18 protein-coding genes and 1 other RNA gene are annotated in these 19,212 nt (G+C 56.7%); 8 read left to right on the plus strand and 11 right to left on the minus strand.

The annotated features are described in order from the left end of the window. Window positions 1-339: 339 nt before the first annotated feature. A complete protein-coding gene (locus AC2D8U_RS08305; RefSeq protein ID WP_484618579.1) occupies window positions 340-1,515 on the minus strand; it encodes an FAD:protein FMN transferase in 1,176 nt (391 codons plus the stop codon). A 185-nt stretch (window positions 1,516-1,700) separates the two neighbouring features. Here AC2D8U_RS08305 and AC2D8U_RS08310 point away from each other — a divergent pair, with 185 nt between their 5' ends. Beyond that, the gene (locus AC2D8U_RS08310) at window positions 1,701-3,044 is read left to right on the plus strand and encodes an FMN-binding protein (protein WP_484618580.1); all 1,344 of its coding nucleotides are present in this window, start codon (window positions 1,701-1,703) and stop codon (window positions 3,042-3,044) included. Window positions 3,045-3,172: 128 nt separating this feature from the next. On the opposite strand, the gene grpE is transcribed toward AC2D8U_RS08310, so the two are convergent. Continuing rightward, window positions 3,173-3,790, minus strand: coding sequence for a nucleotide exchange factor GrpE (gene grpE / locus AC2D8U_RS08315; RefSeq protein WP_484618581.1), 618 nt, complete (start codon window positions 3,788-3,790; stop codon window positions 3,173-3,175). A 94-nt stretch (window positions 3,791-3,884) separates the two neighbouring features. Between grpE and nadK the strand changes: the two genes are divergently transcribed. Further along, window positions 3,885-4,769, plus strand: a complete 885-nt coding sequence (nadK, locus tag AC2D8U_RS08320; RefSeq protein WP_484618582.1) for an NAD(+) kinase — start codon at window positions 3,885-3,887, stop codon at window positions 4,767-4,769. A gap of 264 nt (window positions 4,770-5,033) precedes the next feature. On the opposite strand, the gene AC2D8U_RS08325 is transcribed toward nadK, so the two are convergent. Beyond that, the gene (locus AC2D8U_RS08325) at window positions 5,034-5,279 is read right to left on the minus strand and encodes an SDR family oxidoreductase (RefSeq protein WP_484618988.1); all 246 of its coding nucleotides are present in this window, start codon (window positions 5,277-5,279) and stop codon (window positions 5,034-5,036) included. A gap of 458 nt (window positions 5,280-5,737) precedes the next feature. Here AC2D8U_RS08325 and recN point away from each other — a divergent pair, with 458 nt between their 5' ends. From recN to AC2D8U_RS08340, 3 genes are all read left to right on the plus strand, one after another. Continuing rightward, window positions 5,738-7,399 carry a DNA repair protein RecN gene (gene recN, locus AC2D8U_RS08330; protein WP_484618583.1) on the plus strand — a complete coding sequence of 554 codons (1,662 nt, stop codon included), beginning with the start codon at window positions 5,738-5,740 and terminating at the stop codon, window positions 7,397-7,399. 110 nt (window positions 7,400-7,509) lie between these two features. Further along, a complete protein-coding gene (locus AC2D8U_RS08335) occupies window positions 7,510-8,445 on the plus strand; it encodes a hypothetical protein (protein WP_484618584.1) in 936 nt (311 codons plus the stop codon). A 261-nt stretch (window positions 8,446-8,706) separates the two neighbouring features. Then, on the plus strand, window positions 8,707-9,078 hold the full coding sequence (locus tag AC2D8U_RS08340; RefSeq protein WP_484618585.1) for an outer membrane protein assembly factor BamE: 372 nt from the start codon (window positions 8,707-8,709) through the stop codon (window positions 9,076-9,078). Between the two features lie 47 nt (window positions 9,079-9,125). Here AC2D8U_RS08340 and AC2D8U_RS08345 read toward each other — a convergent pair whose 3' ends face one another. Together AC2D8U_RS08345 and AC2D8U_RS08350 are read right to left on the minus strand one after the other, a co-directional pair. Beyond that, window positions 9,126-9,470 carry an RnfH family protein gene (locus tag AC2D8U_RS08345; protein ID WP_484618586.1) on the minus strand — a complete coding sequence of 115 codons (345 nt, stop codon included), beginning with the start codon at window positions 9,468-9,470 and terminating at the stop codon, window positions 9,126-9,128. Beyond that, window positions 9,463-9,897 (minus strand): SRPBCC family protein, encoded by a 435-nt coding sequence (locus AC2D8U_RS08350; protein ID WP_484618587.1) that lies wholly within the window; start codon window positions 9,895-9,897, stop codon window positions 9,463-9,465. Before AC2D8U_RS08350 ends, AC2D8U_RS08345 begins: the two co-directional genes overlap by 8 nt. A gap of 87 nt (window positions 9,898-9,984) precedes the next feature. Between AC2D8U_RS08350 and smpB the strand changes: the two genes are divergently transcribed. Together smpB and ssrA are read left to right on the plus strand one after the other, a co-directional pair. Next, window positions 9,985-10,473: an SsrA-binding protein SmpB gene (gene smpB / locus AC2D8U_RS08355; protein ID WP_484618588.1), complete on the plus strand. Its 489-nt coding sequence runs from the start codon at window positions 9,985-9,987 to the stop codon at window positions 10,471-10,473. 67 nt (window positions 10,474-10,540) lie between these two features. Then, window positions 10,541-10,901, plus strand: a transfer-messenger RNA (tmRNA) gene (gene ssrA / locus AC2D8U_RS08360). Window positions 10,902-11,245: 344 nt separating this feature from the next. Here the strand turns inward: ssrA and AC2D8U_RS08365 are convergent. Genes AC2D8U_RS08365 through acsA form a run of 5 tightly spaced genes read right to left on the minus strand, consistent with a single transcriptional unit; the run spans window position 11,246 to window position 16,355 of the window. Beyond that, window positions 11,246-11,488, minus strand: a complete 243-nt coding sequence (locus AC2D8U_RS08365) for an acyl carrier protein (protein ID WP_484618589.1) — start codon at window positions 11,486-11,488, stop codon at window positions 11,246-11,248. Beyond that, entirely contained in the window at window positions 11,470-12,648 is a 1,179-nt protein-coding gene (locus tag AC2D8U_RS08370; protein ID WP_484618590.1) for a dihydrolipoamide acetyltransferase family protein, read from the minus strand. The genes AC2D8U_RS08365 and AC2D8U_RS08370 overlap by 19 nt, the downstream gene beginning before the upstream one ends. Then, window positions 12,645-13,631, minus strand: a complete 987-nt coding sequence (locus tag AC2D8U_RS08375; RefSeq protein ID WP_484618591.1) for an alpha-ketoacid dehydrogenase subunit beta — start codon at window positions 13,629-13,631, stop codon at window positions 12,645-12,647. Before AC2D8U_RS08375 ends, AC2D8U_RS08370 begins: the two co-directional genes overlap by 4 nt. Continuing rightward, window positions 13,624-14,616, minus strand: a complete 993-nt coding sequence (gene pdhA / locus AC2D8U_RS08380; RefSeq protein WP_484618592.1) for a pyruvate dehydrogenase (acetyl-transferring) E1 component subunit alpha — start codon at window positions 14,614-14,616, stop codon at window positions 13,624-13,626. The genes AC2D8U_RS08375 and pdhA overlap by 8 nt, the downstream gene beginning before the upstream one ends. After that, entirely contained in the window at window positions 14,613-16,355 is a 1,743-nt protein-coding gene (gene acsA / locus AC2D8U_RS08385; RefSeq protein WP_484618593.1) for an acetate--CoA ligase, read from the minus strand. Before acsA ends, pdhA begins: the two co-directional genes overlap by 4 nt. A gap of 237 nt (window positions 16,356-16,592) precedes the next feature. Here acsA and AC2D8U_RS08390 point away from each other — a divergent pair, with 237 nt between their 5' ends. Continuing rightward, window positions 16,593-18,293, plus strand: coding sequence for a DUF885 family protein (locus AC2D8U_RS08390; RefSeq protein ID WP_484618594.1), 1,701 nt, complete (start codon window positions 16,593-16,595; stop codon window positions 18,291-18,293). Between the two features lie 97 nt (window positions 18,294-18,390). Here the strand turns inward: AC2D8U_RS08390 and AC2D8U_RS08395 are convergent, their stop codons facing one another. After that, complete coding sequence (locus AC2D8U_RS08395; protein WP_484618595.1) at window positions 18,391-19,128, minus strand: metallophosphoesterase; 738 nt, start codon at window positions 19,126-19,128, stop codon at window positions 18,391-18,393. Between the last annotated feature and the right edge of the window lie 84 nt (window positions 19,129-19,212).

A 19,212-nucleotide genomic window follows, 5' to 3' on the forward strand; every position in this document is an offset into this window, starting at 1 on the left:
CTAACCGCTCCCTGCACAGTAAAAAAGCAGCCCTGGGCTGCTTTTTTTTCAAGTGGCAAAAACACCCGGGTCTCTGCACGGGAGGCACCGCCTCTCATTCTCGGAAGCAAGACACCGTGATCGCCCCCCTCCCTTATGAACACAAAATGGTCGCAGCAGATAAGCGTACCGGACCCGACCAATACCCTGTTGGTCACAACAGCGAATACGACAATAACATCGTCATGCTTAACCATACCTAACTGTTTCAAAGCCTTCCAAAGAAATATCAGACCAGCTCAATCCTGGTTTTTCCCCGATAAACCATGAAGGCATTCATTTCGACTGCTTCGCCTTCCGTTAATCACGGTTAGACCGATACTTTTCAAATCCACTGGTTGTCAACTTGTTCCCCGACTCATCCAAATACCAAACCGCTTCCAGATAAGGCAGTTCTTCCGCCATCCCGATCGCTTCTTTCATGGGCATCAAAAACAATGTCGTCGAGAGGATATCCGCATATATATGTTGTTCACTCATGACTACGGATACCGAAACCCCCTCTGTTTTAGGCGCGCCTGTATTGGGATCGATAATATGATGATACTCTTTGTCACCAACACGATAATAATTCAAGTAGTTACCACTGGAGACGATGGTGAGGTTTTCTCCAGAAACAATTTCATGAAACTGACCGGCGATCTCATCGCATCCTGGACTCAGAAAGTCATGCTTCTTACAGATGGGATCCTCAATGGCCGTGACAAACGTTCGCCCCGCTGGATGCAACCCAAAGTGTCGAATGTTGCCTCCGGCATTGATAACAAAAGAGCGCATCCCCGCCGCCACCAGATGATCCAGCACCTTCTCCGTCATCCAGCCCTTGGCGATCCCGCCAAGATCCAGGCTCATCCCCTCGGCCATGGTAATGGTGCCAGCCTCAACATCGAGACTTACCTTGCTGATATCTATTAGTTTTGAGGCTTCTTCCAAGGCCGCTTCACTGGGCAAACGGCAACCATTGTCCGCTTCTGTGGGGGCCGAACAGGCATTGCGTTGACGCCGCCAGGCCTGGACCAGGGGCCCCACTGCAATATTGAAATAGCCATTGGATATTTCATGCCAGTCAATGCCAGCCTGGATCAGCTCTACCAATTCCGAATCGATGTGGTGATGCTCTGTCGGGGCATTATTGATGGAGCGGACATTCACCACCCCTTCATAAGTATTATAATCAGACCCCTGTTGATGCAGCTGTTTGATAACGCCAAGACTCTCACACAATGCCTGCTCAACATCCCCGTCACCGGCATCATATATGTTAATGGAAATGGACGTACCAAAATATTTCAGCGTGGTAAGGCTGCTGTATTCGTCGCCAACATGAATGATCCCATCCTGCTGACACCAACTGTCCAGAGCATTGGTCGGGTCCACTCTAACGGGCAGTCTGTCGGCAACTCCATCCATACTAGAGAATGCGGAAAAACTGGGAAAAAGTAGCGCCATGGCACAGGCGGTCATTTTCATTTTCATAAAAGTAGTCTTTAACAAAATTTCGGCGACTCATTTTATCACAAGTAATAAAGAACCATGTCAAAAATCACGCCACAACCGAGATCGCAAAAGTAAAATAAAGTCACGCATATAGTGGTTTTCCGCAATTGCCTCTGGCGCAAAGTTCCCTATCCTCACTTATAAAAAATCACCAAGGAATACCCATGAGTGAGAACATGAAACACTTTAATCGCATTAAGTTGAGCCTGGTAGGCTCCGCTGTGGCTCTGGTTATCGCCGGTTGCGCCGCAACCCCTCCCGCTGGAAAATACATAGATGGCACTCACGAAGTGTCAGCCAGAGGGAAAAAAAGCGACATCGTCCTGACCGTTGCCGTCGAACAGGGCAACATCAAGGAGATCAAAACCAAGTCCCACAATGAGACCGAGTCTCTGTTCCTCAACGCTGAACGCCTGCTGCCCAAGATCGTCGCCAATAACGGCCATGAAGGCATCGATGCCGTCTCCGGTGCCACCTTCTCATCCAATGGAATTCTGCGTGCGGTAAACGATCTGCCCCGCGCCGATGGCTTCCAGCCTGAGTTCCAGAGTGTCGGCGCCAAGAAAAGCGATGATGATGAGTTCAAACTGAAGTGGTCCATTCAGCCTCAACTGGGCCTGATCAAAGGTGACTACTACTACGAGGAAGCACGTTTCCGTCAGGGCCACATGGGCTCCATGGCTGTGGTTGTCGACAGCAACTCCCCAAGTAATGTGCTCTTCGCGGAATTCAACGAAGACGGCCGGCCAAACTACTACACCCGTCTTTACCAGGGTGTGCCAAAACGGATGTCCGAGTACAACTTCTCCATGGGCAAGAAGAAAGGCACCGCCTGGGTTCAGTCCTCTTTGACCATGGAGCGACTGATGGTGGAAGAGAATAAACTGACCTTTGAATCCAACCCTGACTGGGATCCCAAACTGGCCAACAAGCTCAAAGAGCCGAACCGCCTCAAGTACCTGGGATTGGATATCGTTGCCGGTGCTTCCAACTCCATTCAGCAGTCCATGGTGCCGCTGACCGCCAAGATCCATAACCGTATCCATGCCGAAGGCACCACCACAAAGTTCTACCAGCAGGCTGAAAAGTTGCTGGATGAAAAGGGTAAATGGACCGGTCTGACGGCAATGCTGCGCTTTGTCGTGGACACAGACACTCAGCAGATCGTTGACGTCTACTACGACGAGATCTTCGCGGATGAGCAGGCTCAAATCTCCGACGCCTCCCTGAAGAAGTTCTACCGTCAGTCCAAGTACCAGTCCATCGGTTACGAGGAGCCGTCCCGTATCGGCTTTAACGTGATGTTCGATGCCCTTCAAGCGCACATCGTGGATGGCGGTTCCATGTTCGACATTCAGGATCTGCCCGCCACCGGTGACACCGGCAGCTACGCCGCGACCGGCTTCACCCGGCTCTCCAGCAGCTGGGCCAACTACTTGAAACTGGCCGACACCCTCTACAACGAGATGCGTACAGACGGTGTGATTAACGAGCACAAAAAAGGGTGAGCGTTCTCTCTTTTGTCTGATTATTCATCCTGCACAGCCTCCCATCCGGGAGGCTTTTTTAGCGCTTATCACCAGATCCCGGCGCAAAAAAAACCGCCCCGTGGGCGGCTTTTTCATGGCAATGAGACTCAGGCCTGGGTATCGACACTTTGAGTGCCACCGCCCTGGGAGACCATCACCATCGCCGGACGCAACAGACGCCCGTTAAGGGTATAACCCTTTTGCATCACGGCCATCACTGTGTTGGCCGGGTGCTCTGGGCTGGGCACCATGGAGATCGCCTGGTGCAGATCTGGATTGAAGGTTTCACCCTGAGGATCCACCAACTCCACACCGAACTTGGCGACGCTGGCCAAGAAGCTCTTCTGGGTCAGCTCAACGCCTTCCAGCACAGCCTTGACAGCTTCCTCTTCTTTATTAGGCACTTCCAAGGCACGTTCCAGGTTGTCCAGGATAGGCAGCAACTCGTTGGCAAACTTCTCCAAGGCAAACTTACGCGCCTTCTCCACATCCTGAGCACTGCGACGACGTACGTTGTCCACCTCCGCTGCCGCCCGGATCACACTGTCCTTCTGACCGGCGATCTCTGCCTTGGCTGCCGCCAATTCGGTCTCCAATTCGGCGATGCGCTGCTCCCGCGGATCGATTTCAGTTTGCTCAGCGGCGCCCTGCTCGGCTTCGACCGGCTCTTGTTTCTCGGTCGCAATCTCTTCTTGATCAACTACTTTTTGCTGTTCGTCGCTCATCACAACTCCGCCAAACCACTTTATTCACGATAACACTGAGCCTATTATGGGGACGAAATTTGCCACTTCAAGGCCGAGAGACAACGGAAAACTCATGTCAAAGCACTTCCATACCATTGGCCTGATTGGCAAACCCAACCATGCCGGCGCCAACCAGACCATCACAAGCTTGCTGCACTGGCTGCAAGATCAAGGATACGAAGTCCTGATAGAGCAGCGGGTAGCCCGTCAGTTGCCGCCCCACCACGCCGAAACCCTGACCCTCAACGAGTTGGGCGAACGCTGCGATCTGGCCATCGTAGTGGGCGGGGATGGCAACATGCTCGGTGCCGCACGGGTCCTGTCCCGCTATGACGTCGCGGTGATCGGCGTCAACCGAGGCAACCTGGGCTTTCTAACTGACCTGCCTCCCGAGGGATTCGAGGCACCATTGGCTAAGGTGCTCGAAGGGGAATTTGACACCGAGCATCGCTTCCTGCTCCAGGCCGAAGTGTATCGTCATGGTGCCCTCAAAGCCTCCAACAGCGCAGTTAACGAAGCCGTATTGCACCCGGGACGGGTCGCTAACATGATTGAGTTCGAGGTGTATATCGACGGACAATTCATGTACAGCCAGCGGGCCGACGGCATGATTGTCTCCACCCCGACAGGCTCGACGGCCTATGCATTGTCTGCCGGTGGCGCGATCCTCACGCCCAACCTCAATGCCAATATCCTGGTGCCCATGTTCCCCCACTCCCTGTCTGGCCGTCCCATTGTTGTCGATGGCAACAGTGAGGTGAAACTGATCGCATCGCCGGATATGGCCGACCGTCCCCTGGAGGTCAGCTGTGATGGTCACGTTACCCTGTCGGCCCAGCCCGGGGATGAGATCATCATACGAAAGGCCGACCATGCTCTTCGACTGATCCACCCCAAGGGGCGCAACTACTTCGAAGTGCTGCGCAGTAAGCTGGGGTGGGGAAGTAAGCTGTTTTAGCCGACTTCGGTGGCGCTCGGTAGGTTAGCTTAGCGACGCAGTCACGTAAGCCGACAAAACGCCCGGTTTGATCTCCCCCTACCCGGCAGGTTACGCTCGCTTCGCAGCTAACCTGCCCTACGAGACTCCCTATCCGAACTGCCACTCTGTCGATTGCCGGTGACGCAGAAACGGACCGGACGGCCCATTCGCTGGCACAGTGGTGGCCCACCCACACCTTCCACCGCGACTTCTGGCGCCCTAGCCTCATCAACGCCTCCCATATCAGTGCGAACCCAGCCGGGACACGGATTTAACTTTGATATCAAGATCTACCATCACGGTGGCCTTCACCCGAGTCAGCGCAGTCAGCTCCGCCTTGGCGATCCAATAAGTCGCGCTCTTGCCCCTCCTTCCCTGCAGTGTCCCATAACCGGAAACAGCAATGACCTCCCGGCCATAGCCCAGCTTCATCATGCCAGGCAGCACCGCCCGGCACAGGTAGATTGGCCCGTACAGGTTGGTCCCTATGGGTTGTGCAACATGGAATCATCCAACTCAAACAGCGTCAGTGAGGCATCCACAAATACGCGGCATTATTGATCAGCGGCTCCATAGGGCGGTGGGCCTTAATGATCTGTGCCAACGCCGTATCCAGCCAAGTTGACGAACGCACATCCAACACCCAGCCCCCCGAATGGACCATCCGTTTCAATCGCTCAGCCCCCTGAACGGCTGAATCTCGACAATGGGCTGCACAGATCACCATCATGCGCCGATGCGCCAGTTGCTGACTGACATGCAGTCAGTTCCACGATTTGCCCGGTGACCAGGGCGATGCGTTGTGGCGGACTCATGCCACGCTCCTCACAGATCCCGCGCCCATCCAAAAATTTTCACCCATCACACTTTACTGCGCACTTTTTCCACATATACTGTACCCACATACAGTGTTTATCTATACAGTATTTTAGCCACAGGGATGCACCATGCTCACACAACTGACGGTCAGTAACTTCGCCATCGTTAAGTTTTTGGAGTTGGAGTTTCACTCCGGGATGACCACCATCACAGGTGAGACCGGCGCCGGAAAATCCATCGCCATTGATGCCCTGGGACTCTGCCTCGGTAGCCGGGGAGAAGCCAGCATGGTGCGACCGGGAGCTGAGCGGACTGAACTGTCTGCACGCTTTGATCTCGAAGCCATTCCGCTGGCACGTCAATGGCTCAAGGAGAATGCGCTTGAGGATGAAGAGGAGTGCATCCTGCGACGGGCCATCAGCAGTGAAGGGCGCTCCCGCGCCTGGATCAATGGCCATCCGGTTCCCCTGGCCCAGCTAAAAACACTTGGGGAACTCCTGATCAGCATCCATGGCCAACATGCCCATCACAGCATGCTGCATCCGGATGTCCAGCTAAGCCTGCTTGACCAGTACGCCGGTCACCAACGCCTGTTAGACCACTGCCGCCGAGCCTACCAGCAATGGAAAGATCTCGATCACGCCATTCGCCGACTGCAACAAGATCAAGAGCAGCGCCGGGCCCGAGCTCAGTTGCTGGAGTACCAGGTCCAGGAGCTGGACGAGTTCAACCTGCAGCCCGGCGAATTTGAACAGATTGAGGCGGAACACAAGCGGCTGGCCAACTGCGGTAACCTGCTGGAGCAAAGCCAACGTGCCCTCTTCCTGCTCAGCGAAGGGGACGATGCATCGGTGCAAAGCCTGCTGCAGCAAGCGATCAACGAAGTCGAAGCCCTTCATGGCGACGATCCAGCCATGGGCAACGTCCTCACCATGCTCCACGACGGCCTGATCCAGGTTCAGGAGAGCAGCAGCGAGCTGGATAGCTACCGCAGCACACTGGAGATGGATCCCCAACGCTTTACCGAGTTGGAGCAGCGCCTCTCTCGAGCCATGACCCTGGCGCGCAAACATATGGTGGCGCCAGCAGAGCTGGCGATGCACCACCAGCAGCTGGTCGATGAACTTAGCCAGATCGCCGGGGACGACAGTCAGCTTGAGCAGCTTCAGCTCGAACGAGAGCACGCCAGGGAGCAGGCTGCTGAGCAGGCACTGCGTCTGCACAAGAGCCGTTGCCGCTATGCCCGGGAACTGGATAAGCTGGTTACGGCCAATATGAAAGAGCTGGCCATGCCCCACGCCAAGTTCACCATCGAGGTGGAGCATCACCCCCAAAGCCTCAGCCCTGAAGGAGCGGACAAGGTGCAATATCTGGTCTGCACCAACCCGGGCCAGCCCATGCAGCCCATCGCCAAGAGTGCCTCTGGTGGTGAACTCTCCCGCATCGGCCTGGCCATCCAGGTGATCACTGCCCGTAAAGTGGCAACACCGACCCTGATCTTCGATGAGGTGGACGTGGGGATCTCCGGCCCTACCGCTGCCGTTGTCGGGAGAATGCTGCGCCAGCTAGGCCAGTCGACTCAGGTATTTTGCGTGACTCACCTACCCCAGGTCGCTGGCAATGGTCATAACCATATGTTTGTCTCCAAGCAAAGCCAGGGCCGCAGCACCGAAACCCAAATGACGCCTCTGCTTGGGGAAGCGCGGATCCAAGAACTAGCTCGCCTGCTCGGTGGTGATACCATCACCGAAAACACCCTTGCCAATGCATGCGAACTGCTTGTTCAGTAAGTCTAAAGTCCCATATCCCAGGACCGGCTCCTTCACTAGTCTCAGGGACTTGAATGAGCAATGCCCGAAACCACGGTGAGGGCATTGCCTGACTCCCAGAGGAGAGGCCTATGTTAACCAGTAGACTTCCGGGCATCGGCAAGCTGCCTGACAACCAGCAGCAACTGCTCAACCACCTGTCTGAAATAGGCCACAGTAAGGCTGTGCTCCTGTGTACCCAACAAAACCAACTTGCCGAAAATCGCCTGACAAGCACCTTGCATACACTGGACTTTGATGTCGTTTCACTGCCGATCTTGCCTGCCAACTGTGGCGCCGAACATATCGAAATGGTCGTGACGGCCTACCGTCAGCAAGGCTGTGACCTGCTGATCAGTCAGGGAATCTCCCACGGGCACCAGTGCATACGGGCAGCTGCCATGCTGCTGAGCCGAACCGGAATAGAGAGCGAAGTGGCATGCCTTCACCTCCCACACGACAACCACAAAGATCCGGTTTTCGAGGTGCACCACACTCCCAACCTGACCGGGCAAACGGCTCAGCTACTGCAGTCGAGGTCTCCCCGAGACAACGTCCTTGACGCCATCCAATGCCTGGTCCTGGCCCTCACCCCTCTCTTTCAGCCCCACTGCTCTATCGTTAGCGAGGCATTGGCACTCCGGGCCTTGGGGATGGCAACAAGCTACCTGCTTTCCAGTCCCAGTTCCCGACAACAACTGACCGCACGGGAGCAACTGCTACACGCAACCCAGCTTGCTCAGTTCGCGGCGCATCAACGCCGAGAGCAGACATTCACGCCACCGACCGAGCCTGTCGGTTTTTGTGTCGGGCATCCTAAAGCCCCGCTGTCAATCCTACTTCTGCTCCCCAAACTGGCCCGTCTCCCCAGGCATCAACTCAAAGGGATCGCCAAAGCGATGGCTATCAAGGAGCCCACTGCTGATGCCATTCAAAACCGAGTTGATCAACTGTTAGAGTTTAATCAATTACCTAGCAACCTTGAGCAAGTCAGCGTCAACCAGCCCACCGGCGCTGTACCAGCCTAGTACACTCTCCTTTGGCTGCGCTCCGACTCAGCCAAAAGGCAACTCAAACTCAAGCCTGATCGCAAAAACCAGTGCTCTTACGGGGCTCGCAGCAGACTCCAACGATCCGTGGTCACGATTGACCAGATCTGCAGGGCATTGGAAAGTAAGAGGTAAGCGAATGTGCAGAGCGGTAAGAGAAACGGGGAACCCTCGGCCTTTTTTTACGTCCAACGCTTAGGTTATGATGCGCCTCTACGACAAAGGTACTAAGAGAACACAATGAAGCCGATCCGCTCACTGGCCCTTGCCACTGCTCTCACCGCCGCCCTCTCCGGCTGCTCTGTTTTTGACTGGATGGTGTACAAGATTGACATCCCCCAAGGCAACTTTATCGAGCAGGTGCAAGTCGACAAGCTGCGTATCGGCATGAACCGTGAGCAGGTGGAGTTCGTTTTAGGTCGACCGGTATTGAGAGACAGCTTCGCATCCGACACTTGGAGCTACGTCTATCAATTCAAGAATGGCCGCACTAACGAGCTAACCAGTAAAAAGCTGATCGTTACCTTCCACGATGATGTGGTAAGCCGTGTTGAGGGTGACTACGAACTGAGTGAGCAGTTCTACACTCCCTTGAGTGCGAGCCGTCCCTAAATAGGCTTCTTAAGTACAGAAAAAACGCAGCCCAAAGGCTGCGTTTTTTACTCTTTCGAACGGAGGGGGTTGGGCCTTCCCCCGGTCACCTTATCGGCACGACCCGCCAACTTAGCTTGCTCGGCTCTGCGTTTTCGCACCTCTCGTGGGTCGGCCAGCAATGGCCGGTAGATCTCGACTCTGTCTCCTGACTGCACCGACTCAGTGAGCTTGACGGTGCGGCTGAAGATCCCCACTTTCTGTTTCGTTAAATCGATCTCAGGAAAACGCTCCAGCACTCCGGAGTGCTCAATAACCTGCTCCACCGTCGTGCCTTCTGACACAAACAACGTTTTCAAAAAAACTTTGTCCGGCAGAGCATACACGAGCTCAACCTGGCAGTTCTCAGCCACGATAAACCTCCTTCGCACGCTCGGAAAACGACTGCACCATGGAGTGAGCCAGTTCGTTAAACACCTTACCAAACGCTTTCTCCGCCAGCCCATTGGAGAATTCAAACTCCAGCGCCAGTTCCACCTTACAGGCGTCGTCCCGAAGCGGAGTAAAACGCCAGATCCCCTGCAAGCGGCTAAACGGTCCCTCTTTCAGACGCATTCTTATGGTGCTGTTGGCTTCCAGTGTATTTTCCGTAGTAAAGGTCTGAGCGATCCCCACCTTGCGTACAGAGACCGAAGCCACCATCTTCTGTTCGCATCGATGATGTACCTCACTACCAACACAGCCGGGTAGGAATTGTGGATAGGCTGCCACATCATTGATCAGCGCATACATCTGTGCCGCACTAAAGCGCACCAGTGCGCTGCGGTTAAACTCAGGCATTGATGCCCTCCCATGATCACGAATGCACTATTTTGCCATACGAGAGACGATACCAAAATGGTACAAGCCAGGTATAATGCTCCGCCTATGGCTAAGAAAAACGCAAAGAAATCCCAGTCCACTTCCTCCACCATCGCGCTGAACAAAAAAGCGAAGCACGAATACAAGTTTTTGGAGAAGCTTGAGGCGGGTCTTTCCCTGCAAGGCTGGGAAGTCAAATCCATGCGGGCAGGTAAAGTAAACCTGACCGACACCTATGTCATCATCCAACGGGGTGAGGCCTACCTAGTGGCCTGTAACATCACTCCATTGAATACGGCGTCCACCCACGTCGTATGCGAACCGATGCGACCACGCAAACTGTTGCTCAAGCGCAAAGAGCTGGATCGTCTGATCGGCCAGGTTGAGCAAAAAGGTCTGACTCTGGTACCGGTCGCCCTGTACTGGAGCAAGTCCTTCGCCAAGCTGGAGATCGCCCTGGCCCAGGGTAAACAGCAGCACGACAAACGTCAGGACAGCAAAGAGCGTGACTGGCAGCGTGAAAAAGCCCGCGTAATGAAGGGATCCATGCGCTAACCGCTGTGGATTTGTACAGGCAACCTTGCCTTTAGGGTCATTTGCTGGTAGCCTGTTTCTCGTACTTGGGGTCGATTTAGGATTCGACGGGATATTTGAAACCCTAGGAGCATGCCGTGGGGCGGTTGGCCACGTAAAAAGCCGCAAAAAAATAGTCGCAAACGACGAAAACTACGCACTAGCAGCCTAATAAGCTGTGTAGTGCCTACCTCCGAAGCCCCGCTTACTGGCTGAAGATCATAGGTAGTCAAACCCTGTAAGATCGCGTGGACCCTTTGTCCGTAGGGAAAGCGTTAAAACTAATCGGACTCACCCGATAGAACCCTGTCTCTGGGGGTCTTGAAAGGTTAAATAAATCAGTGACTAAGCATGTAGTGCCGACGGCGTAGATGTTTCGGACGCGGGTTCAAATCCCGCCGACTCCACCAAACGCGTTTGATAAAGCCCATCTGAGTTAACCACTTAGATGGGCTTTGTTGTATCTGGCTTCCGTCAACAACCTAGCTGTCACCCTGGTGCACTAATACCAGTCGCACTAAGTATTTAATCTGTTCAGAAGCACACAGCGGTGCAGGATCTAGGCGTGATGATGAAGGAATGGTGGGCCCCTTTTGAGTCATCACAACAACGAGCCTGTGCCGCTGAGCACTTCCCAAAGGGCTGACGTAAAAAGGCTTTATGCTGCGTTAGCCAATCTCACTTTAGAGCCACTAGAGTTTCGCTTGACTGCCTTGCCTAAAGCCTTTTTCCTGTCAGCTGAATGACTAAATACTTAATGTGATTGGTATAAATAGTCCACCATCTCATTGAGTGTTCTGACTTTTTGATAATCGGCATCGGGTATGCTGATCCCGGTTTGCCGCTTGATCGCTACTATCAGGTGGACAAAATCCATCGAGTCCAGATCCAGCGCTTCACACAGATCCTCCGCCTCAGGTACCTCTTGTGCGCCGATCTCCGGGGCAATCTTGGTCAACTCCTCGATCACTATCTGCTTTAACCGCTGGTGCTCCATAGTGCCTCCGGTTGCTGTAATCGCTTGTCTAACGCCTGGAGAAAACGTGCACCATAGTGCCCGTCGCTGACCCTGTGATCCGCCGATAAGGTGGCGGTGATCAAACTATGGATCTGCACGGCTCCATCCACCACGACGGGCTGCTGCCTGGATCGTCCAAAGCCCAGGATGGCGACTTGAGGCGGAAAGATCACCCCCCAGACGGCATCACACCCCCGCTCCCCCAGGCTGGTAACACTGATGCTAGCCCCAATGAGATCCGAAGCCCGTAGCGCGCCACGTTTTGCTCGGCCAGTGACCTGTTCAAGCGCCTGCATCATCTCGATGGCGGACAGGCTCTGGGCCTGCTGAACAACCGGCATCATCAGTCCTCCCCCCCGCAGCTGCACGGCATTGGCCAGGTTCACGCCCGCTTGCTGTACGAATCTCTCCTGAAAATGGCCATTTAGTCTGGGATAATGAACCAGGGTGCGGGCCACGGCACAGAGCAAGGGAGCCACCAGCAGCAAACGCTGCTCGGGCTCAGCACTGTCATTGTGCCGCTGCAGTTCCGCTTCTAATCGACGGATGTCTAGGGCATGGCTCAGGTAGTAGTGGGGGATCTCCCGTTTGGCCCGGCTTACCGTGGCCCCGATCGCCTCGCGCATGGCGTCTTGATCAAAAGCCTCGACTGAAGGGCTCTTGGGCAGATCGGACAGCCGAATGGCTCCGCCGGGGCCAGTGCCCGTAAGCGTCGCCAGGTTGACTCCCCGCTCAGCAGCCAAGTGCCGGGCAGCCGGTGAGGCAGCGATAAAACTGCCTGTGGACGTCGAGAGGGGCAAGGGCGTTGGCAACACCGTGTCAGTCGTGGCCTCAGGCAGCGCGATTGACGCCGCGTGCGCGCCGGGTGCTTTTTCTGGCTGGCCAGGGGCGATTCCCTTCTCATCCGGTTCATACAGCAGGGCAATGGCCTGACCCACAGGCGCGCTCTCCCCAACCCCGATCAACAGCTCAGCCACCGTCCCTTCATCAAACGCATCGAGCTCCAACGCCCCTTTATGGGCTTCAATTACCGCCAGCGTGTCGCCACGCCGCACCTTATCGCCCGGTTTGACCCGCCACTCGGTCAGGATCCCCTGCTCCATATCTGAGCCAAATGAGGGCATGGATACAGTGATCACTCAGCCCCCCTTGCCATCAGGCCCCGGGCCGCCTCAAGGATATTCTCCACCTGAGGCAAGGCGGCTTGCTCAAGGTGAGCCGGATAGGGAATGGGTACCTCCTCGCTGCAGACTCGAACGACCGGGGCATCGAGACTCCAGAAACCCTGCTCGGCGAGCAGAGCAGCCACCTCTGCCGCCATGCCGACACTCTTCCAGGACTCATCGACGATCACCGCCTTATGGGTTTGAGCCACCGCCGCCAGAAGGGTCGAGCTGTCTAAGGGACGCAAACAGCGCAGATCCAAAACCTGAGCCTCTATTCCCTGCTCAGCCAACTGCTCTGCCGCCGCCATCGCCTTGTACAGACTTCCTCCCCAGGCAATCAGGGTCAGATCGTTTCCTTCCCGCCTGAGAACAGCCTTCTCCATGGGCGCGATGCTGTCGGCCTCAGGCAAAGTTTCGGTGCGGTTATACAGCATCACATGTTCAAACAGGATCACAGGATCGGGATCATCCAGTGCCATCTGCAGCATATAGCGTGCATCGCCAACGGTACCGGGGCAAAGTACCTTCAGCCCGGGAATATGGGCATACCAGCCTTCGAAACTGTGAGAGTGCTGGGCAGCCAGCTGCTTGCCGGCGCCGCAAGCCATGCGGATCACCAGAGGGACGCCTATCTGACCACCGGACATATGGCGCAAGGTCGCAGCGTTATTGACGATCTGATCCAGTGCCAGTAGGCTGAAATTAACCGTCATCACCTCGACTATCGGCCGGACTCCTCCCATCGCCGCACCTATCCCGGCGCCGACAAAGCCGGACTCGGCCAGGGGCGTGTCAATCACCCTTTGCGGACCAAAACGTTCCAGCATCCCCTTAGATACGGCGTAACAGCCACCGTATCGCCCAACATCCTCGCCCATCAGGAACACCCTTTCATCCTGCTCCATGGCGACGACCATGGCGTCGTGGATAGCCTGACGGAAACTCAGTTCACTCATGACCCTGCTCCTCGCCGTAGACGTCCCTGAGCAGATCAGAAACGGGCTCAAACTCTGCCAGTTCAGCCTGCTCCACCGCCTGCTCGATCTCCTCGTCTATCTCCTGAGTCAGGCTGTAGAGCCTCTCATCCGTCAGCAGACCGTTGGTTTTCATCCAGTGACTGAGCTGTACTATGGGCCCCCGCTCTTTCCACTGCTCCACCTCCTCGGACCGCCGGTACAGCTGGGTATCAAACATGGAGTGACCGCGAAACCGGTAGGTCTGACACTCCAGAAACTGGGGGGCAGGCGACTGGCGCATCGCTCGACAGGCCAGCTGCGCCGCCGCCTCGACATCCACCACATTCATGCCATCCACCACCTGGGCACACAGGCCATAGCTGGCTGCTTTTTTGTGGAGCTGGGGCTCGGACTCCTCAAACTCCAGCGCCGTCCCCATGGCATAGCGATTGTTCTCACAGACAAAGAGCACCGGCAACTGCCAGAGTGTCGCCAGATTCAGGCTCTCATGAAACTCCCCCTCCGCAACCGCGCCCTCGCCAAAGAAGCAGACGGTGATCCGCTCAGTTCCAGCCATCCGATCGGCCAGTGCCAACCCCACCGCCAACGGTAGGGCACCGGCAACGATGGCATTGCCACCATAGAAGCGCCGTTTGACATCAAACAGATGCATTGAGCCCCCGCGGCCACGACTGCAGCCACTGGCCTTGCCGTACATCTCCGCCATCACGGCCGCCATCGGCACCCCTTTGGCCAGGGCATGGCCATGCTCCCGGTAGGTAGCGACCACGGCATCCTCGGCGGTCAGGGCCTGCATGATCCCCACTGCCACCGCCTCCTCACCGTCGTACAGATGAAGAAAACCGCGGATCTTCTCCTGCTGATACAGCTGAACACAGCGCTCCTCAAAGCGTCGGATCCGCAACATCTGGGCAAGCAGGTGGCTTAGGTGGGAGGTCGACAGTCGCACTTTTTCATCACTCATGAGCCATCACTCTCCAGGGTCGAGGTGTCCCCCTCCGGCAGCCCCAGGGCCCGGGCTTTCAACAGGCGACGCATGATCTTGCCGCTGCGGGTTTTCGGCAATTGGGGACAAAACAGGATCCGCCGTGGCGCCACGGCGGGACCCAAGCGTTTACGGGCGTGTCCCATCAGCTCCGCCTCCAGCGCCTCGTTGCCCGCCATACCGGGTTTCAGCGCGACATAAGCCTGTACCAGCTCACCGGCCAGTTCATCGGGGATCCCGATCACGCCCGCTTCCGCCACCGCCGAATGCTCCAGTAATACGCTCTCTACTTCAAAGGGACCGATCAGGTGGCCGGCAGATTTGATCAGATCATCCGCCCGGCCAACAAACCAGTAATACCCCTCCTCATCCCGACGGGCGAGATCACCGGTCAGGTACCAGCCATCGGCAAAGCATTTTTGGTACCTGGCCTCCTCCCCCAGGTACCCCCGGAACATGGAGGGCCAGCCGGGCCGCAGTGCCAGCTCACCGATCTGATCGGGCTGGCTCAACTCCCGGATCCGGCCATCGCTCTGGCGCTGGACAATGCCCGCCTGGATCCCGGGCAGGGGCTTGCCCATGGAGCCGGGCTTGACCGGCAGTCCGGCAACATTGGCGATCATGATCCCGCCGGTCTCACTCTGCCACCAGTTGTCGTGAAAGGGCTGACCAAAATGATGCTGGCTCCAGCGCACCGCTTCCGGGTTTAGCGGCTCCCCCACCGACGCCATAAAACGCAGCGCCGACAGATCGTGGCCAGCGATCAGCTCGCCACCGGCCTTCATCAACATGCGGATCGCCGTGGGCGCGGTATACCAGATCTCGACACGCTGCTGGGCCAGCATTTGATACCAACGCTGGGGCTCATACTCCTGCTCATCGACGATCAGTGTGGTGCGGTTGCATAGGGGCGCGATCACCCCGTAGGAGATCCCAGTGACCCAGCCAGGATCGGCGGTACACCAGAAGATGTCTCCCGGCCTCATATCGAGGGCGTAACGACCGGAGATCTTGTAGTACACCGCCGCATCATGAACATGCATGACCCCCTTGGGCTTGCCCGTCGTACCAGAGGTAAAGTGCAGTAGCGCCAGATCCTCCGGCTGGCAGGGGCGGGTGGTAAAGCGGGACGAGCTCTCGGCCAGGGCCTGATCCAGATCCAGGCAGCCCTTTGGCAGTGGCCCCTTGACGTCATAGAGCAACACCCACTCCAGCTTGGGAAACTGATCCCGCCAGGGGGCCACCTTCTTCCGGTACAGTGCTTCACTGGTGAGCAAAAGCCTGGCCTGCCCTATGATCATGCGAGAGTGGATCGGCTCGGGACCAAAAGCGGAAAACAGAGGCGAGAACACCGCGCCGAGCTTAAGGGTGCCCAGCACGGCGACATAGAGCTGAGGCACGCGATGACACAGGGCAAACAGGGTATCTCCCGGCTCAGTCCCCAGGTTCGCCAGCAGGGCGGCAAAACGATCGCTTTGCTGCTTTAACTGGTCATAACTGAGGTCAACCCTTGCGCCACTTTTACCAAACCAGCGCAGGGCCGTCTGCTGGCCCCAACCCTGTGCCACATGGGTGTCCACCGCCTCGTAGGCGATATTGACGCCCCCCTCCAGCCCTCCAACCGTCTGTCGGGCCTGCGCCCAGGAGAAGGCAGCACAGGCCTGATCATAAGTCAGCCCTGGCGGAGGATAGAGTCCGCTGTTGCCGGATCCGCTCATGATCCCTCTCCAGATCCAAACCCGCTGATACTGCAGACCACTCTCCAAAACATCGGTGCACTCCTGTTGCAGGGGCCGAATGATGCATTAAGTATTGAAGCCATGGGCAATGTTCGCCACCGCACCGCCAGGAATGAGACAAATGCCCTTGGGCTGAGCCGAATAAACGCCTCGGGCTTGTTGCGCCACGCAGCTTATGCCAGCATCCAGCCAACTAACGGTAAAAAGAGCGATACCATGGACGCCCTCTCTCAGCTTGAAAAAGAGTTTCTAGCCCTGATCAGCCACAACCCCAACGACTGTGTCCAGCTGGGCCTGTCGCAGCGGCTGGGCGATCTGCCCAACCCCTCCCTGGCTGATCAGCATGCCTGCATGGACAAGGCCGAGGCACTGCTCGCCGCCATCAACAAGGTGACGCCCAGTGACTTCAATCAACAGCAGGATCTGGAGCTGATGGCGCTGACCGCCAAGCAGATCCTGCTTCAGGGCAAGCTGAGCTACAACGACCGCCCTCACCTGGCCCAACTGCCCAAGGCCGGTGAGGAGATCAGCAGCGGGATCTTCCTGCTGGTGGTGGCCGATCCCCGCCCGGCGGTCGAACGCCTGGACGATATCCTCTCTCGGTTACAACAGGTTCCTGAGTTTCTCAGTGCCATGCTGGCCCGGCTGGATACACCGATCAAACGTTGGGTCGCGATCGATCTGGAAACCCTGGATGGGCTCCCCGAGTTCTTTGCCACCATCGTCGACTGGGCCACTGCCGAGCACTATGAAGCCCTGCCCGCACTCAAGCGAACCGTCGCCCAGGCCAACGACGCCATGGAACGCTATGCCTTGGCCCTCAAGGCCCTGCCCACTACCGATAACTTCACCATCGGTGGCGAGAACGCCGCGTCCTTGTTACGCACCCAGGGTATCGAGCAGGACTTGGACACCATTCACGGCTTTGCCTGTGACTTTGTCACCCGCACTCGCGACGAACTTGAGCAGCTGCGTCAAATCCTCATTGGCCGCTACCGACTGGCCGAGGAGACCTCAGTCGAGCAATTGCAGCAGTTTCTCAATCAAAAGTTCGCGGTCCAGGTGCCACAGGGAGATCTACAGGCGGTGATCACCCGCTACCAAAAAGAAGCCAACACCATCGCCGAGTTCATCGCACAAAGGGATCTCTTCCCCATGCCCGCCGAGCAGGAGATGAACATCATGCAAACCCCGGCCTTTATGGCGCCGATGATCCCGGCGGGTGCCATGATGCCACCTGCGGCTCTGCGTCCAGGGGTCAAGTGCTCACAGATCTACCTGACCCTAAGTAACGAACTGCTCGATGAGCACACTGAGCTGGGTATTCCGGTCATGATGGTGCATGAGGGGATCCCGGGTCACCACCTGCAGTTGGCCACCGCCAGCCAGCACCCTTCCCTGGCACGACGTGTCTTTTCCGCCAATGAACTGGCCGAGGGATGGACCACCATGCTGGAAGACTACATGCTGGATCAGGGTTTGATGGGAGAACGCACTGACGAGGGCCGCTTTATTGCCAAGCTGGATATCAGCCGGATCAGCGCCCGGGTAGCGATCGATCTCTACTTTATGACGGGAGAAGCTCATTACCTGGAGATCGGCTATGACGTCAACATCGACGGGAAGGACCCTTTCGAGAATGCCGGGCGCTTGCTCAAGGCCGTGACCGGGTTCAGTGATGGCCGAGTTCAGGCCGAGCTCAACTGGTACTCTCAGGAACGCGGCTACCCGCTCTCCTACCTGCTGGGTAACACCCTGACCTGGAAACTCAAACAGGATTTCGTTCGAGCCCACCCGGATCTGGAGAAACCGGAGCAGGATCGACAATTTCACCGTCACTTTCTGGAAGCCGGCAATATGCCCATGGCGATGCTGCGGGCCCGATTTGAACACCTGGGACTGCTCGGGGCGAACTAGTGCGGGAAGGCTCGGCCGCGCGCTGGCTGCGGCCAGAGTGTGCCGAAAGAGAGCAAAGCCTCCAAGTGGCGCACCACTTGGAGGCTTGATGCAAAATCTAACCGAAGACGCAAGCCAGCTGATCCGGATCCTTTAACGCCGCCAGCTGCTCACCGCTAAAGAGATTGATCCGCCCATCACGGTGGCACTCCAGGGTATCTATCCAGCAGCGGTTACCATAGCGGCGGGGATAGGCAGCCAGGCAGTGTCCATGCACCAGCAGATCCACCCCCTCCACCTGGGGGCACAGCCCGTCTGAAACCGTCTGGTTCCAAGCACAAAGCTGAGCCAACTGTTCACCGGTCTGGCACTGAGCCAGGGCCGCCAAAAACGCCTTCCAGCAGGATTGAAACACAGCGCCGTGAACCACCCCAACCTTGATGCCCGTCTCAGTGGTCACTTCAAGGGCCAGGGGAAGCTCAGCGACCCGTTGAGCGAGCCGTTGAAGACGCTCAAACTCCTCCGCAGAGAGGCTCAGCGCCCAACGCCCACCGTGTTCGAGCCAGTAGCTCACCTGGCGGCTGGTACACTCATCCACCGCCCGGGACAGCATAAAATCATGGTTGCCCATGACACTGGCAAACCAAGGTTGCTCCAGCAACGCCAGTGCCGCCAGGTTCTCCTGACCGTGATCGGTCAGATCCCCACAAGCCACCAGCAGATCACGCTCATAATCAAATCCCAGAGCCAACAGCTGAGACTGTAATTGAGCGGCCTGGCCATGCAGATCACCACAAAAATACACCCGTCCCTCGGGCGTCCTGGGCGCCAGAGTACGATAAAGGGGATCGTCCATTTTCCGTCCTTTCATTGGTAAAACGTATTTGGGTTATTCGAACCTGTGATAGTCCATCAAGATGACATCTATAAGAGCGGATCC

This window comes from Ferrimonas sp. YIN67, assembly GCF_057219095.1.